This is a genomic window from Luteimonas sp. RIT-PG2_3, assembly GCF_054902115.1.
The window spans coordinates 26,892-42,685 of sequence record NZ_JBUBPF010000013.1 but is presented as its reverse complement, the minus strand read 5'-3'; the positions used below and the strand labels follow the sequence as shown (position 1 = coordinate 42,685).

Annotated in this window: 17 protein-coding genes; 15 read left to right on the top strand and 2 right to left on the bottom strand. The window is 68.8% G+C overall.

Annotated features, from left to right (window positions below):
* Window positions 1-102 precede the first annotated feature (102 nt).
* The 5 genes from lepB (at window position 103) to recO (ending at window position 4,077) form a co-directional block, all read left to right on the top strand.
* Window positions 103-897: a signal peptidase I gene (gene lepB, locus ACYX7E_RS16550; protein WP_462081704.1), complete on the top strand. Its 795-nt coding sequence runs from the start codon at window positions 103-105 to the stop codon at window positions 895-897.
* Between the two features lie 90 nt (window positions 898-987).
* Window positions 988-1,404 (top strand): DUF4845 domain-containing protein, encoded by a 417-nt coding sequence (locus ACYX7E_RS16545; protein ID WP_462081703.1) that lies wholly within the window; start codon window positions 988-990, stop codon window positions 1,402-1,404.
* Window positions 1,388-2,080 carry a ribonuclease III gene (gene rnc / locus ACYX7E_RS16540; RefSeq protein ID WP_462081702.1) on the top strand — a complete coding sequence of 231 codons (693 nt, stop codon included), beginning with the start codon at window positions 1,388-1,390 and terminating at the stop codon, window positions 2,078-2,080. The genes ACYX7E_RS16545 and rnc overlap by 17 nt, the downstream gene beginning before the upstream one ends.
* Before the next feature lie 180 nt (window positions 2,081-2,260).
* On the top strand, window positions 2,261-3,187 hold the full coding sequence (gene era, locus ACYX7E_RS16535; RefSeq protein ID WP_462081701.1) for a GTPase Era: 927 nt from the start codon (window positions 2,261-2,263) through the stop codon (window positions 3,185-3,187).
* Between the two features lie 2 nt (window positions 3,188-3,189).
* Window positions 3,190-4,077, top strand: coding sequence for a DNA repair protein RecO (gene recO, locus ACYX7E_RS16530; RefSeq protein WP_462081700.1), 888 nt, complete (start codon window positions 3,190-3,192; stop codon window positions 4,075-4,077).
* On the opposite strand, the gene ACYX7E_RS16525 is transcribed toward recO, so the two are convergent.
* On the bottom strand, window positions 4,053-4,823 hold the full coding sequence (locus ACYX7E_RS16525; RefSeq protein WP_462081699.1) for a response regulator transcription factor: 771 nt from the start codon (window positions 4,821-4,823) through the stop codon (window positions 4,053-4,055). The genes recO and ACYX7E_RS16525 overlap by 25 nt on opposite strands.
* Before the next feature lie 71 nt (window positions 4,824-4,894).
* Here ACYX7E_RS16525 and ACYX7E_RS16520 point away from each other — a divergent pair, with 71 nt between their 5' ends.
* The 10 genes from ACYX7E_RS16520 (at window position 4,895) to ACYX7E_RS16475 (ending at window position 15,066) form a co-directional block, all read left to right on the top strand.
* Window positions 4,895-7,099: a translocation/assembly module TamB domain-containing protein gene (locus tag ACYX7E_RS16520; RefSeq protein ID WP_462081698.1), complete on the top strand. Its 2,205-nt coding sequence runs from the start codon at window positions 4,895-4,897 to the stop codon at window positions 7,097-7,099.
* A 133-nt stretch (window positions 7,100-7,232) separates the two neighbouring features.
* Window positions 7,233-7,916 (top strand): YdbL family probable chaperone protein, encoded by a 684-nt coding sequence (locus ACYX7E_RS16515; protein WP_462081697.1) that lies wholly within the window; start codon window positions 7,233-7,235, stop codon window positions 7,914-7,916.
* Between the two features lie 191 nt (window positions 7,917-8,107).
* Window positions 8,108-9,451 (top strand): 23S rRNA (uracil(1939)-C(5))-methyltransferase RlmD, encoded by a 1,344-nt coding sequence (gene rlmD / locus ACYX7E_RS16510; RefSeq protein WP_462081696.1) that lies wholly within the window; start codon window positions 8,108-8,110, stop codon window positions 9,449-9,451.
* A 132-nt stretch (window positions 9,452-9,583) separates the two neighbouring features.
* Window positions 9,584-10,087, top strand: coding sequence for a CYTH domain-containing protein (locus ACYX7E_RS16505; RefSeq protein WP_462081695.1), 504 nt, complete (start codon window positions 9,584-9,586; stop codon window positions 10,085-10,087).
* 37 nt (window positions 10,088-10,124) lie between these two features.
* Window positions 10,125-10,820, top strand: a complete 696-nt coding sequence (locus ACYX7E_RS16500) for a DsbA family oxidoreductase (protein WP_462081694.1) — start codon at window positions 10,125-10,127, stop codon at window positions 10,818-10,820.
* A 192-nt stretch (window positions 10,821-11,012) separates the two neighbouring features.
* Window positions 11,013-12,020: a beta-N-acetylhexosaminidase gene (nagZ, locus tag ACYX7E_RS16495; protein ID WP_462081693.1), complete on the top strand. Its 1,008-nt coding sequence runs from the start codon at window positions 11,013-11,015 to the stop codon at window positions 12,018-12,020.
* The gene (locus ACYX7E_RS16490) at window positions 12,017-12,577 is read left to right on the top strand and encodes a hypoxanthine-guanine phosphoribosyltransferase (protein WP_462081692.1); all 561 of its coding nucleotides are present in this window, start codon (window positions 12,017-12,019) and stop codon (window positions 12,575-12,577) included. The genes nagZ and ACYX7E_RS16490 overlap by 4 nt, the downstream gene beginning before the upstream one ends.
* A 118-nt stretch (window positions 12,578-12,695) precedes the next feature.
* Window positions 12,696-13,457: an S-methyl-5'-thioinosine phosphorylase gene (locus tag ACYX7E_RS16485; RefSeq protein WP_462081691.1), complete on the top strand. Its 762-nt coding sequence runs from the start codon at window positions 12,696-12,698 to the stop codon at window positions 13,455-13,457.
* Between the two features lie 107 nt (window positions 13,458-13,564).
* Window positions 13,565-13,771, top strand: a complete 207-nt coding sequence (locus ACYX7E_RS16480) for a cold-shock protein (RefSeq protein WP_462081690.1) — start codon at window positions 13,565-13,567, stop codon at window positions 13,769-13,771.
* Window positions 13,772-13,848: 77 nt separating this feature from the next.
* On the top strand, window positions 13,849-15,066 hold the full coding sequence (locus ACYX7E_RS16475) for an FAD-dependent oxidoreductase (protein WP_462081689.1): 1,218 nt from the start codon (window positions 13,849-13,851) through the stop codon (window positions 15,064-15,066).
* A 67-nt stretch (window positions 15,067-15,133) separates the two neighbouring features.
* Here ACYX7E_RS16475 and pdeM read toward each other — a convergent pair whose 3' ends face one another.
* Window positions 15,134-15,790, bottom strand: a complete 657-nt coding sequence (gene pdeM / locus ACYX7E_RS16470; protein WP_462081688.1) for a ligase-associated DNA damage response endonuclease PdeM — start codon at window positions 15,788-15,790, stop codon at window positions 15,134-15,136.
* Window positions 15,791-15,794: the final 4 nt, after the last annotated feature.

The window sequence follows — 15,794 nt, the reverse complement described above, 5'->3', positions numbered from 1 at the left end:
GGGGTTGCCGATCCGCGACGGGCAACGGTGGGGATCCCGCCGGCTGCCCGGGAGGCCGCGAACTCCAGCCCCGACCCCCAATCCCGTTTCGAAGGAACGCACATGAAATGGTTTGAAATCGCCCTGGTCGTCCTGACCTTCGTCACCGGCATCACCTGGCTGCTCGACCGGCTGGTATTCGCCAAGAAGCGCGCCCGCTCCGCCGGCCTGCTCGACGATGGCGAGCCGTGGGCGGTCGACTACGCGCGCGCGTTCTTCCCGGTGCTGGCGGTGGTGCTGGTGTTGCGCAGCTTCGTCGCCGAGCCGTTCCGGATCCCGTCGAGCTCGATGATGCCGACGCTGCTGATCGGCGATTTCATCCTGGTCAACAAGTTCGCCTACGGCATCCGCCTGCCGATCAACAACAAGAAGGTCATCGAGCTCGGTGAGCCCGCGCGCGGCGACGTCGTGGTGTTCCGCCCGCCGCACCATCCCGACCAGGACTGGATCAAGCGCGTGATCGGCCTGCCGGGCGACACCGTGGCCTATCGCGACAACCAGGTCTACGTGAACGGCGAGCCCTTCACCTATGTGCCGGTCTCCAACTATGTCGGGCAGGGCCGTGGCCGCGAGATGGACGGCGCGACGCTGATCGAGGAGCAGATGCCCGGACGCAGCCACCAGGTCCTGGAGATCGAGAGCATCGGTGCGCGCGACCCCGGCCAGGGCGAGTGGCAGGTGCCGGAAGGGCATTATTTCGTCATGGGCGACAACCGCGACCGCAGCGACGACGGCCGGTTCTGGGGCGTGCTGCCGGAGACGCAGCTGCGCGGCAAGGCCTTCCTGGTCTGGATGAACTGGGATACCTCGGCCCCGGGCTGGGTCGACTGGCGCCGCATCGGCAGCAGCATCGAGTAGCCGCCCGCATGGCCCACGGGCCCGCGCCGTGCGACCATGCGCGGCAGGGCAGGGTCGGGTCCTGGCCATCACACCGAAGGGGGCTTTGAAATGAGCGTGAACCGTATCGGCAACATGCGCCGGGCAACGCGCCGCGAGCAGCGCGGCCTGACCCTGATCAGTTTCATCATCGTCATGTCGGTGCTGGGCTTCTCGGCCTACATCGTCATGAAGCTGTTCCCGATGTACTCCGAGTTCTACAGCGTGAAGTCGGCGCTGAAGGGACTGGCCAGCGAGCCGGGGATCGCCAATGCCAGCCCCGCGCGCATCCAGGACCTGTTCTTCCGTCGCCTCAACGTGGATTACTCGGACAGCGTCAAGAAGGACAACGTCAAGATCGAGCGCGATGGCGAGGGTTGGCTGATGAAGGTCAGCTACGAAGTCCGCACGCCACTGGTGTTCAACCTGGACGTCGTCGGCAAGTTCGACACCAGCCAGACGCTGACCCGCAGTGGCGACGGCATTTGATCGCCACGGCGATCGTTTCGCCGGTCACCCGTTCTCGCGTCCCGGGCTGCTCGCGCAGGCCCTGACCCATCGCAGCGCGGGCGCCCCGCACAACGAACGCCTGGAATTCCTGGGCGATGCGCTGCTCGGCGTCATCGTCGCCGAGGCGCTGTACGCGCGCTGGCCCAATGCCGACGAAGGTGCGCTGACCCGCGCACGCGCCGAACTTGTGCGCGAATCCTCGCTGGCCGAGGTCGCGCGACGGCTGGAGGTCGGTGATCGCCTGACGCTCGGTCCGGGTGAAATGAAGTCCGGCGGACACCGTCGCGATTCGATCCTGTCGGACGCGCTGGAGGCGATCATCGCCGCGATCTATCTCGATGCCGGTTTCGACACCTGCCGCAGCGTCGTGCTGCCGTGGTTTGCCGAGGCCGTCGAGGCGGTGCCAGCGACCAAGGTCGGCAAGGATGCCAAGACGCGTCTGCAGGAATGGCTGCAGGCCCGCCAGTTCCCGTTGCCGGGTTACGAGTTGCTGTCGGAAAGCGGCGAGGAGCATGCCAAGCAGTTCCTGGTGCGCTGCAGCCTGGCCGAGCCGGTACTGACCGCCGAGGGCGTCGGTGGATCGCGCCGCGCTGCCGAGCAGCAGGCCGCGGACGCGGCGTTGACGCTGATCGCGGAGACGTACGCGGGCCGCTAGACGTCAGGCCGGCCCGAAGAAGGCGAGGCTTTCACCGGGGCGCAGGTCACGCGCGCGATCCAGAGGATGGATCCGCCGGAACGGCCGTGGCAGGCATTGTGCCGGGCCTGGATCCGCTGCTGGTGGGCGCAGGCAGGTCCCGTGCAGGTGCCGGCGCTGCGCAGCGGCTACAATTCCCGCATGTCCGAGACCCCTCACGCGTCAACATCGTTCCGTGCCGGCCACGTCGCCGTCATCGGCCGACCCAACGTCGGCAAGTCCACGCTGGTCAATGCCCTGGTCGGTGCCAAGATCAGCATCGTCTCCAATCGCCCGCAGACCACGCGCCATCGCCTGCTGGGGATCGCGACGTTCCCGGAAGGCCAGCTGCTGCTGGTCGATACCCCGGGACTGCACCGCGAGCAGAAGAAGGCGATGAACCGCATGATGAACCGCGCCGCGCGCGGTGCACTGGAAGGCATCGACGCCGCCGTGCTGGTGGTCGAGGCCGGGCGCTGGGACGACGAGGACGGCTATGCGTTCGAGGCGCTGCGCGAGGCCGGCGTGCCGGTCGTGCTGGCGGTGAACCAGGTCGATCGCATCAAGGACAAGAGCACTCTGCTGCCGTACCTGCAGCAGGTCGCCGAAGGTCGCGATTTCGTGTCGGTGCATCCGGTATCGGCGCTCAAGCGCAAGGGACTGGAAGACCTGGTCGAGACGCTGCTGCCCCTGCTGCCGGCGCAACCGGCGCTGTATGGCGAGGACGAGATCACCGACAAGAGCCAGCGCTTTCTGGCCGGCGAACTGGTGCGCGAGCAGTTGATGCGCCAGCTCGGCGCGGAGTTGCCGTACGCGACCACGGTGGAGATCGAATCGTTCGTCGAGGAGCCGTCGCCGAAGGGTGGCGTGATGCTGCGCATCGGCGCGGTGATCTGGGTCGAGCGCGAAGGCCAGAAGGCGATCGTCATCGGCAAGGGTGGCGTGCGCCTGCGCGATATCGGCAGCAAGGCGCGCATGCAGATGGAGCGCCTGTTCGACAACAAGGTGTTCCTGCAGACCTGGGTGCGCGTGCGCGATGGCTGGTCCGATGACGAATCCGCGTTGCGGACACTGGGCTATTCCGACTGAGCATGCGCTACTCGGGTGAGCACGCGTACGTGCTGCATGCCCGGGCCTGGCGGGAGACCAGCCTGCTGGTCGAGGTGTTGAGCCAGACGCACGGCCGCCTCGGCCTGGTCGCGCGCGGTGTGCAGGGCCCGAAACGCCACGTGCTGCGTGCCGCGCTGCAGCCCTTGCAGCACATCCGTTTCGATGCCGTGCAGCGCGGAGAGCTGGCGCAACTGGGGGCCGCCGAAGCGCTGGATGCGGCGCCGCTGCTGGTCGGGCAGTCGATGCTGGCCGGCTTCTACGTCAATGAACTGCTGACGCGGCTCGCGCCGCGCCAGGACCCCCATCCTGGCCTGTACGACGTCTACGCGCGCGTGCGCGAACGCCTGCGCGCGCAGGCGCCGCTGGCATGGACGTTGCGTCGTTTCGAGCGCGACCTGCTCGAGGAACTGGGGTTCGGTTTCGATTTCAGCATCGATGGCGACGGTCTCGACATCGATCCCGAGGCGCACTATCGGCTCGATCCCGAGCAGGGCGCGCGTCGCCTGCTGGGCGTGCGTGCCGCCGGGCAGCGCAGCGGACGCGGCAGCGACATGGCCAGCGGCCGTGCGTTGCTGGCGCTGGGCGCCGACACCATGCCCGGCGACGAGGACATGGCTGGACTGCGCCGGGCGATGCGCAGCGTGCTGGTCCACCATCTGGGCGGTCGCGGCCTGAAGTCCTGGGAACTGGTCGACGGCCTGAGCCGGCTTTCGACGCCACCATCGCCGCCAGCCGCGCCTCCGCCAGCCATGTCATCTGCTGCGGCACCCTCGGCTGTTGCTGCACCCTCGATCGCCGGGACAGGCGAGGTTTCGCGCACCCTCGCCGCGCAGGATGCCGCGGATCAGGACGGCGACGGCGTGCCCTGAGCGGGCAGGCCTTCGGCAAGGGTGTCGTGTGCTGCGCGCGACAGGGCCTCGCGCGCGCGATCCGAGTCAGGGAAGGCCTGCAAGGCGGGGATGGTCGCGCCGAGCCTGCGTGCACCGACAAAGCCGCAACTGGCCGACAGCTTGTGCAGCGCGCTCCTGGCGACCTCCGGCGGGTGGTGCGCGCCGGCCTGCGTGATCTGCTCGAGCAGCCCCGGCAACTCGGCCAGGAACAGCCCCCGCAGCGCGTCGACGTGGGACGGGTGCCCCTTCAGTGCCAGCAGCGCCGCGGCGTCGTCCCAGACCGGTGGTTCGGATGAGGGGAGTACCTCGGTCATGGGCGCCGGGTCGTCGGCCTGCATTTGTGCGCGGCCCGGGTCGCCAGCCTGCCCCTCCAGCAAGCGGGACACGGCCGCCTGCCAGTCCGTCGCCGACAGCGGCTTGGCGACCGCGGCGTCGAAGCCAGCGTCTCGCAGGCGTTGCAGGTCGGCAGGCTCGCGGGCGGCGGTGTGGGCCAGGGCGGGTGTCGGCAGGCCGAGCGCGCGCAGCCGCTGCAGCAGCGCGATCCCGGAGCCGTCGGGCAGGTGGGCGTCGATCAGCCAGGCGGCGTACCGGCCATCGCCTGCCAGCGCGAGGGCGGCCTGCATCGAGACCGCGCCATCGACGTCGACTGCGAGGGCCTCGGTCGCGGCCTTCAGGAACGCATGGCTGGTCGGATCGTCCTCGACGAGCAGCAGTACGGGCTTCATCCTCGACTCCCTGTCGCGAAGCTATGCTTGCGGTCATGTCCGGCCCGATCTTACTCCCGCCGCCCTGGCGCATGGCCACGCTGGCAGCAGGCCTGCTGACGTCAGGCCTGCCGACGTCGGGTCTGCCGAAGTCCGGCCTGCTGGCGTCGGTACTGTTTGCGTACGGCCTGCTGGTGGCGGGCCCCGCGGATGCGCGCATGAATGCACGCACGGATGCGCATGCGAATGCGCAGCCCCAGGCGCTGCGTCCCGCATCCGCTGCAGCAGGTCTTCCGGTGGCGTCGGCGGCCGATCCACTACCTCGGCGTACAGCGACGGCGCGCATCCGGCGCATCGACATGGCGGTCGCGCGGCTCGACGGGGTGGTCGTGCAACTGGCCTGGCCGGCGGGCGCCGAACATGGCGTGCTGCGGCTGCAGGCGGCGCAGGTGCAGGCACCTTCGCTCGGCTATGCATTCCGCAATCTCGACTGGCAATGTCCGCTGCTGCGGGATGCGCAGGGCGGTTGGCAATGCGACGGTCCGTTGCGCGCGGCCGGTGGCACGCCGATGCGATTGGCCGTGGACATCTCGACGGCGGTCACCCGCGCCGAGTTGCGCCAGGGTGGGGCGACGCTGCAACTGGAGCGGAATGCGGCCGCACCCGACGACACCCGGTTCGACCTGCGCAAGGTGCCGCTGGCATGGACACAGGCGCTGCTGGCCCAGGCCTGGCCGGCCGCGCGCCTGACGGCCGGTACGCTGGACGGCAGCGTCGTCGTTGCCGTGCCGACCCGGCGTCCATTGCAGATCGATGCGGACCTGACGCTCGCGGGCGCGGGGCTTGAAACCAGCGATGGCAGTGTCGCGGTCGGCGATCTCGGAGGCAGTGTGCAGGTGGACCTGCGCATGCCCGGCGACAGCCTGCTGGTCGCCGTCTCGGGCAACCTGCGCGGCGGCGAACTGTTGTTCGGCAATGCCTATGTGGCGTTGCCGCCAACGCCGGTCGCGTTTGCCGTCGACGCACGACAGTCCGGCGACGAGGGCTGGCAGGTGCCGCGACTGCACTGGCGCGATGGCGATGCCCTCGGTGTCGAAGGCAGCGCGGCACTGGATGCAGATGCCGGCCTGCAAGCGCTGTCGGTCTCGGTCCGCAGCGATGCGCTGGCATCGGTGGGCGAGCGCTACCTGTCGGGCTGGCTGGGCCTGGCCGGCCTGACCGGTCTCGACCTCGGCGGTGCGCTGTCGGCCGATGTCGACATCGCGGCGACCGGGCTGCAACGCCTCGATGCCCGCCTGCAGCAGGTGCACCTGCGCGACCCGCAGGCGCGGTTCGCGTTCGACGGCATCGATGGCGACCTGCGCTTCCTGGCTGCCACCGTTGCTGGTACCCGCACTCCGATCGACAGCGCGCTGCGTTGGCGGGGCGGGGCCCTGTACGGACTGGATTTCGGTCCGGCGCAGTGGCTGCTGCGCAGCGAGCAGGGGGTGCTGCGCCTGCGCGAGCCGGTTGCGATCGCGATGCTGGACGGCGAGGTGCGCTTCGATCCGATGACGCTGCGCCCGCCCCATGATGGCGAGGGATTGCAGATGGAGTTCGGCCTGCACCTGGATGAACTCGATGTCGGCGCGCTGGCGAAGGCGCTCGACTGGCCGGCCTTCCGGGGCAGCCTCAGCGGCAGCATCCCGAGCGCGCGTTACGCCAACGACCGGCTGGACTTCGATGGCGGCCTGTCGATGCAGGTGTTCGACGGCCGCGTCGACGTCAGCGCGCTGTCGATGGAGCGTCCTTTCGGTGTCGCGCCGACGCTGTCGTCGGACGTCGTGCTGCATGACCTCGACCTGCTGGCGATCACGGAAGTCTTCGATTTCGGCAGCATCAGTGGGCGTCTCGATGGCCGTATCGACGCGCTGCGGCTGGTCGACTGGAAGGCGACCGCCTTCGATGCGCGCCTGCAGACCGAACGCAGGCGAGGCACCCGCCAGCGCATCAGCCAGCGCGCAGTGCAGAACATCTCCAGCGTCGGCGATGCCTCGTTCGTGACCAGCCTGCAGGGACAGCTGATCGGCCTGTTCGATGACTTCGGCTATCGCCAGATCGGCATCGGTTGCCGGCTGCTCAACGAAGTCTGCCGGATGTCGGGCCTGCATTCAGCGGGCCAGGGCTTTACTATCGTGCATGGTGCCGGGATTCCGCGGCTCAACGTGGTCGGATTCAATCGCGACGTGGATTGGCCGACGTTGCTGGAGCGTCTTGCGGCGGTGGCCGGCGGCGAGGTCGCGCCGGTGATCGATTGACCCGGTCGCTACCCGATGGAACGCCATGCGATGCAATCCAATGCAAGCTGATAGAAAGACCTGCGAAAGACCGTCCAGAGATTCCCGAAAGTTCTCCGATCGAACGAACGTCCCCTCCTGACACAGGATCGCCATGAACACGACCACTTCACGCCACGCCTCGCGTTCACGCCATGCCTCGCGGCCTTCGTTGCGCCGGGGGGTGTCGCGTCACTGGATGGGCATGCCGATCGCCCTGGTGCTGGCGCTCACCGCCTGCGTCACCATCAACGTGTACTTCCCGGCGGCCGAAGCCAAGGAAGCCGCGCGCGAGTTCGTCGAGAACGTCATCGGCGACCAGGCGCAGCCGTCCACGCCGGCACCGGCGACCAAGCCTGCCGACAATCCTTCGCCGGGCGGCATGGCCTCGCTGCGCTTCGATCCGCTGATGCTGCTGGGCATCGGCACCGCGCAGGCGCAGAGCCAGCCCGACATCACCATCAAGACGCCGGCGATCCAGGCGATCCAGTCGCGCATGGAGTCGCGCTTCAACAGCAGCCTGCGCCCGCATTTCGATTCCGGTGCGCTCGGTTTCGGTGGCGACGGACTGGTGGTCGTGCGCGACGCCTCGGTGCTGGCGATCAAGGACCGCGTGGCGGTCAATGCCGCGGTCGCCGACGACAACCGTGACCGCAATGCGGTCTATCGCGAGATCGCGGTCGCCAACGGCCATCCCGAATGGGAAACCCAGATCCGCGACGTCTTCGCGCGCCAGTGGATCGCCAGCGCCCGCGCGGGCTGGTGGTACCAGCAGGGCGGCAGCTGGAAGCAGAAGTAATCGCGCCACGACCCCGCGCCGTCGCCGCAGCGCTGACGGTGCGGGCATGGGGTGGGAGGCCGGCCCGCTCGCCCGTAAGCCCGCGCCGGTCCCATGGTGGCGGCCTGCCATGGCGGACACGGGCCGGGTGGAGCGCCCGGCCCGGCGCATCTGCGACAATAGGCGGCCCCAAAGCACGCAGCCGTCGCCACGTGGCCAGATCCAACCGCATCGACCAGACCCCGTTCGCCCTCGACATCCTCGACATGACCCACGATGGCCGTGGCGTCGGCCGCCGTGAAAGCGGCAAGGCCGTCTTCGTCGCCGGCGCGCTGCCGGGCGAGCAGGTTATGGTCAAGCAGACCGCGCGTTCGCGCAGTTTCGACGAGGGCCTGGCCGTCGAGGTGCTGCGCGCCTCGGAAGACCGCGTCGACGCGCGCTGCATGCATTTCGGCACCTGCGGCGGCTGCGCGCTGCAGCATCTCGAGAATGGCAGGCAGATTGTCGTCAAGCAGCGCGTGCTGATGGAAAACTTCGAGCGCATCGGCCACGTCACGCCGGGCACGGTGCTGCCGGCGCTGACCGATGCCGCGTGGGGTTACCGCCGCAAGGGCCGCTTCTCGGTGCGCCGCGTCGACAAGAAGGACAAGACCCTGGTCGGCTTCCGCGAGCGCGATCCGCGCTTCGTCGCCGATCTCGTCGAATGCCATACCGTGATCCCGCGCATCGGCCATGCGATCCTGGCGCTGTCGGCCCTGGTCGATGGACTGGAGGCACGCAGCCACGTGCCGCAGATCGAATTCATCGCCGGCGACGACACCGTCGCGCTGGTGTTCCGGCACATGCATCCATTGTCGGAGGCCGATCTCGCGGCCCTGAGCGCGTTCGGCCAGCAACAGGATTTCGCGATCTTCCTGCAGCCGGGCGGCGTCGATTCGGTGCATGTGCTGTGGCCTGCGGGCGCCGGCCAGGAGGCGCCGAAGCTGTCGTTCTCGCTGCCGCACTGGAACGTCGAACTCAACTTCCGCCCGCTGGACTTCATCCAGGTCAACGCCGGGCTCAACGACAAGATGATCGCGCTGGCGCTGGACCTGCTGGATGCGCAGCCCGACGACCGCGTGCTCGACCTGTTCTGCGGGCTGGGCAATTTCACGCTGCCGCTGGCGCGGACGGTACGCGAGGTCGTTGGCGTCGAAGGCGATGCCGGGCTGGTGGCGCGCGCGCGCGAAAACGCCGCGCACAACGGGCTCGACAACGCGCAGTTCCATGCCGCCGACCTGGCGCAGGATCTGTCCGGGCATGCCTGGATGCGCGCCGGTTTCGATCGGCTGTTGCTGGACCCGCCGCGCTCGGGCGCGGACGTGGTGCTCAAGCAGCTGCCGTTGAAGGGCCTCAAGCGCATCGTCTATGTCAGCTGCCACCCGGCGTCGCTGGCGCGCGATGCCGGCTACCTGGTCAACGAGCGGGGCTGGAAGCTGGTCAGCGCCGGTGCGATGGACATGTTCCCGCATACGGCGCATGTCGAATCGATCGCGATGTTCGAGCCCGGCAAGTAGATCAAGCACATGTGTCAATCAACCGCATGCGGCGACGTCGACAGCCAGGCGGCCGACGCCACGCATGTCGCGATACCCGCCTGATGGCGCCTGCGTACGTCGCCTTCCTTCTGCCTTCCGATCACTGCCGCCATGCCCATTGAAATCGAACGCAAATTCCTGGTGGTCGGCGAGGCCTGGCGCAAGGCCGCGCATGACGTCGTGCCGATGGCGCAGGGGTATCTGAACGACCTTGCGGTGGTCGACAGCGGCGCGCAGAAGGCCTCGGTGCGCGTGCGCATCGAGGGCGCGCAGGCGTTCCTGAACATCAAGTCGCGCAGCGTCGGCCATACCCGGCAGGAGTTCGAATATCCGATGCCGGTCGACGAGGCGCAGGCACTGTTGACCCTGTGCGTTGGTGGACTGGTCGAGAAGCGCCGGCACCTGGTGCGCCACGGCGCGCACCTGTGGGAGGTCGACGAATTCCTCGGCGACAACGCCGGGCTGGTGGTCGCCGAAATCGAACTGGATGCCGCCGACGAGGCCTTCGAGACGCCGGCATGGCTGGGTCGCGAAGTGACCCAATCCCAGCGTTACTACAACCTCGCGCTGGCCGGCCGGCCGTACGCGCAGTGGAACGCTGCGGAACGCGACTGACGCTGGCGTCGCGTCGCGGCCGGCGCATCATGTGCCGATGAGAATCGATATCTGGTCCGACGTGGTGTGTCCCTGGTGCTGGATCGGCAAGCGCCGTTTCCAGCGTGGCCTTGCCTTGCTGGGCGCCAATGCGCCCGACATCGACGTGCACTGGCATCCTTATCAGCTCGATCCGGAGGCGGGCACGGATCCGGTGCCGCTACGAGAGGCCTATGCGGTCAAGTTCGGCAGTGCCGAGCGGACCGAGCAGATCCTGTCGTCGACGCAGGCGACGGCGCGTGCCGAGGGGCTGCCGTTCGATTTCGATCGCGGCCAGGTCCGCGTCACCACGTTGCCGGCACACCGGCTGATGTGGCTGGCCACGCGCGAGGGCGACGTCGAGGCGGTGGGTGAGGCGCTGTTCCACGCCCATTTCGCCGAGGGCCGCAACCTGGCCGACCCCGAGGTGCTGGTGGTAGCGGGCGCGGCCGGCGGCCTGTCGGCCGAACGCGTGCGCAGGCTGCTGGCGGGCGACGAAGGCCTGGCCGAGGTCCGTGCCGGCATCGCGCAGGCACAGGCCATCGGCATCCGTGCCGTGCCCACCTTCGTCATCGATGGCAAGTACGCGGTGCAGGGCGCGCAGTCTCCCGAAGCCTTTGCCGAGGCGATCACCCAGGCCGCCGGCCTGGCACAGGCGGCCGCGATCGAACCGCCGGCCGCCGACGACTGCGGACCGGACGGCTGCAAGGTCTGAGAGCAGGTTCCGAGGTGCGGGCGTGACAAGGAGCCCTCTGCAAGCGTTCCTCGCAAGCGTTCCCGTTAAAAAGCCGGCCCCGTCGTGCCGCACGCGCCCGGCTGAACCGGTCGCGACGCCTCGACATCGGCCCAACCCAGCATCTGCGACAATATCGGCCTGCGCAATGATGCGCCCGATGGAGATTCCCGGATGCTTGTGATCGGTGTGGCCGGTACCGAACTGACCGCGCAGGAGCGCGATTGGCTGCAGCACGATGCCTGTGCAGGCGTGATCCTGTTCAAGCGCAATTTCAGTTCCCGCCAGCAGGTGTCCGAGCTGTGCGCTGCGATCCGCGAAAGCGCGCGCCTGCCGCAGTTGATCTGTGTCGACCAGGAAGGCGGCCGCGTGCAGCGGTTCCGCGACGGCTTCACCGAGCTGCCCGCGCTGGAGGGCTTCGGCCGCCTGTACGCGCAGGATCCGAAGCAGGCGCTGGCCCTGGCCGAAGAACATGCCTGGTTGATGGCCAGCGAGATCCGCGCGACCGGCGTCGACCTGAGCTTCGCGCCGGTGGTTGATGTCGGCCATGGCAATCTTGCGATCGGCGACCGTGCGTTCTCCGAACACCCGCAGATCGTCGCCGAATTCACCCGCGCCTATGTCCGCGGCATGCACGCGGTCGGCATGGCGGCGACGCTGAAGCATTTCCCCGGCCACGGCACCGTCCGCGAGGACACCCATTTCGACAACGCCGTCGACGACCGCAGCCTAGACGAGATCCGCGCGCATGACCTGGTGCCGTTCGTGGCCGGCATCGAGGCCGGTGCCGATGCCGTGATGCTGGCGCATGTGGTCTATCCGCAGGTCGCGCCGGAGCCGGCCGGCTACTCGCCGCGCTGGATCAACGAGATCCTGCGTCAGGAAATGGGGTTCCGCGGGGTCGTGTTTTCCGACGACATCGGCATGGCGGCGGCGTTCTCCGCCGGCGGCATCAAGGCGCGCATCGACGCGCACCTGGATGCAGGCTGCGATGTCGTGCTGGTCTGCCATCCCGAGCTGGTCGAGGAATCGCTGGCCGCCGTGCAGGGACGCAGCCTCAACACCATGGCGCTCGCAGGCCTGCTCGGTCGCGGCCCGATGGGCTGGGATGGCCTGTTGGCCGATGCGCGCTACGGCGCCGTGCAATCCAGTCTCGATACCCAGTTGGGGAAAACCGCATGAACGTGCCACGCCTGTCCGAAGTGCTCGAAAGCGCCGAGCTGATCCATGACCGCAAGGCGCTGGACAACGCGATCGATGCGATGGCCGCGCAGATCGTCGCCGAGTACAGCGCCGATCCGGTGCCGCCGTTGTTCATCACCGTGCTGCATGGCGGATTGCCGTTCGCGGGTCAGCTGTCGTTCGCGCTCGGCGAGCGTGGGCTCGATGTGGAGTTCGACTACCTGCACGCCACCCGCTATCGCGGCAACACCACCGGTTCGCGACTGGCCTGGCTGCATCGTCCGGCGACGCCGATGCGCGGCCGCCGCGTGCTGCTGGTCGACGACATTCTCGACGAAGGCCACACGCTGAAGGCGATCAAGTACTGGTGCGAGGACGAAGGCGCGTCCGACGTCCGCGTCGCCGTGCTGGCGACCAAGTCGCACGACCGTTGCGTCGACGGCATCGAAGCCGACTACGCCGGCGTCGAAGTCCCGGACCGCTATGTGTTCGGCTACGGCATGGATTTCCATGAGCAGGGCCGCAACCTGCCGGGCATCTACGCGCTCGGCGAGTAAGCCCGGGCTGCGCCGTCGTGGGGCCGTCGTGCGTGGGGGCGTTCGCGCGTTCACGCCGGAAGCCCCGCCGGCGCGCCCACGAGACCGACCGGCCCATCACGTCACGAGGTAACGCCCCATGAGCACCGACATCTCCCTGGCCGTGATCGGCGGCACCGGCCTGTACGCCCTGGCCGAGTTGCAGGACATCGAGACCCACCAGCCGGTGACCCGCTACGGCGCGCCGTCCGGGCCGGTGCGCATCGGTACGCTGGATGGTCGCCGGGTGGCGTTCCTGGCGCGCCACGGTGAGGGCCATTCGGTGCCGCCGCATCGCATCAACTACCGCGCCAACCTGGCCGCGCTGCAGGCACTGGGTGCGACCCGGGTGCTCGCGCTCAATACCGTCGGCGGCATCACCGAGCGCTTCGGTCCGCGCGTGCTGGCCTGTCCGGACCAGTTGATCGATTACACCTGGGGACGGATCTCGACGCTGTGCGAGGAGCCGGGCACCGACGTGCTGCATGTCGATTTCGGTGATCCCTACACGCCGTCGTTGCGTCGCGACGTGGTGGCGGCCGCGCAGCAGGCCGGCGTCGTCCTCGTCGATGGCGGCTGCTATGGCGCGACCCAGGGCCCGCGCCTGGAAACCCGCGCCGAGATCGCGCGCATGCGCCGTGATGGTTGCGATCTGGTCGGCATGACCGGCATGCCCGAAGCGGGCCTGGCGCGCGAGTTCGGGCTCGACTATGCCTGCCTGGCGATCATCGCCAACTGGGCGGCGGGCGCGGGTCCTGACATCGAGGAAGTCATCACGCTGGATGACGTGCTGGCCAATGTGGCGGCGGCGACCTCAGGCGTGCCGGCACTGGTCGCGCGCCTGCTGGCCGGTGCGCGCTGACGCAGGGTTTGCATCGGGAGCCGTTTGCTTTGCATACTCGGGTCGCGACCCGGGCCGCCTTGCATGGCCATGGGCGCACAACGCATCCATACGAGGTTCGACGAGTCATGCAATACGGCACAGTGAAATGGTTCAACGACGCCAAGGGTTTCGGATTCATCGCGCCTGAGGACGGCAGCGCGGATGTCTTCGTGCACTTCTCCGCGATCGAATCCAAGGGCTTTCGCAGCCTGCAGGAAGGTCAGCGCGTCAGTTACGAAGTGACCCAGGGGCCGAAGGGCGCGCAGGCGACGGGGGTCGCACCTGTCGCTTGAGCCATCGGTGATGGTGTGAACGCAGAAACCCCGCGGATGCGGGGTTTTTGCTGTCGAGGGCAAGCATCGGAGGCGACATGAACGCATTGCGTATCGCCATCGTCGGGTATGGCACGGCCGGCCAGTGTGCGGCGGTGCTGCTGTCGCGCGCCGGGCATGCGGTCGAGGTGTTCGAGCGCGTGCCGGTGCCCGGTCCGGTGGGCGCGGGGTTTCTGCTGCAGCCCAGCGGCCTGCAGGTCTTGTGGCGGATGGGATTGCTGCCGCAGGTGTTGCGGCATGGCATGCCGGTGCGCCGCCTGTATGGCGATACACCGTACGGGCGCGCGGTGATGGACATGCGCTATGCAGGCCTGGACGCGCGCCTGTACGGCATCGGCCTGCAGCGCGGCGCGCTGTACTCGATCCTCGACGCGGCCTGGGCGCAGCGCGCACAACAGCTGCATGCGGGACGCGAGATCGTTGATGTGGATCATGCGCGCGGACAGGTGCGCGACCAGCATGGCGAGCAGCACGGGCCCTTCGACCTGATCGTGGTGGCCGATGGTGCGGCATCGCGGCTGCGCGCCGCGGCGGGGCCGGCGAAGATCGACCGACCCTATCCCTGGGGCGCGTTGTGGTGCCTGCTGCCTGCCGGCGACTGGCCTGCGCTCAGCGAACTGCGGCAGCGCTATGTCGCGGCGCGCAAGATGGTCGGCCTGTTGCCGGTGGGGACCTGCCCGGGTGACGACACCCGCCGGCTGAGTTTTTTCTGGAGCCTGCCCGCCGATGGCTTCGACGCCTGGCAGGCCGCAGGCCTGGCGGCCTGGCAATCGGAACTGCACCAGTTGTGGCCGGAGGCGGGCGCTGTCGTCTCCGGCATCACCGACGCCGGACAACTGGCGCGCGCCCGCTATCGCGACGCCACGCAACCGCAATGGCATCGCGACCGCGTGGTGCTGGTCGGCGATTCCGCGCATGCGATGAGCCCGCAGCTGGGGCAGGGCGTCAACATGGCGCTGCTGGATGCCGCGGTGCTGACGCAGGCGCTCGGCGAGCACGGCGCCCTGGGCGACGCGTTGGCGGCGTATCAACGCCAGCGTCGCGCGCACGTGTGGATCTACCAGATGTGGAGTCGCTGGCTGACGCCGTTGTTCCAGTCCGAACGCGACACGATGGCGAAGTTGCGCGATGTCGCCTTCCTGCCGATGGGGAAGTTGCCCGGCGGCCGCGGACAGATGCTGCGCGTGTTGACCGGCACCCAGCACGGCCTGTTCGGCAAGCTCGGCCTGGATCCGGAATTCCTGCAGGCGCTGTAGGCCGGGTCTCGACCCGGCGTGCGGTGTGTTGGGCTGGAGGGATACGTGTGGTGGGTCCAGATCCGCCCTACGCGGGGATCGGTATCAACGATTCTTCGACGCAGGCCATGACGGTGGCGCCGGGCGTCGCGGGCGGGCGCCAGCCGCCGCTGAAACGCGAGAACGCCGGCAGCACCGTCATGCCGGGATGCAGCCAGAACGCGGGCCAGTGCCGGCGCAGGCCGGCCGGTGCCGCGACCGGGTGCAGATGGCCGCACAACACGTGTAGTCGGGGATGCGCCTGCGGCGCATGCCGCAAGGCGAACGGGCCTTCATCGATGGCGTCGCCCAGCAGGTCCAGCGCCAGGCCGGCGCCGGCCAGTGCGCGGTCGTGATTGCCGGTGACGACGCCGATCCGCAGCGATGCATGCGCTGCGCGCCATGCAGTCCAGCTGTCGCGCCAACTGCGTGGCGAGGCCGGTCCGTGCAGGAAGTCGCCGAGCACGCGCAGGCGCGTGGCGCCGGTGTGCTGCAGCAGGCGGGTCAGTCGCGCGAGGTCGAGGTCGCTGCCGCCGCTGGGCAGGGCAATGCCGGCACGACGGAAGACATCGCCCTTGCCCAGGTGCAGGTCGGCGATGTACAGCGTGCGCTGCGCCGGCCAGTAGAGCGCGCGATCGGCGAACAGTTCGACGGCTTCGCCCGCGCAGGACCAGGCGCGCGAACCCGGCGGTGCGGCTCCACTCATGCTG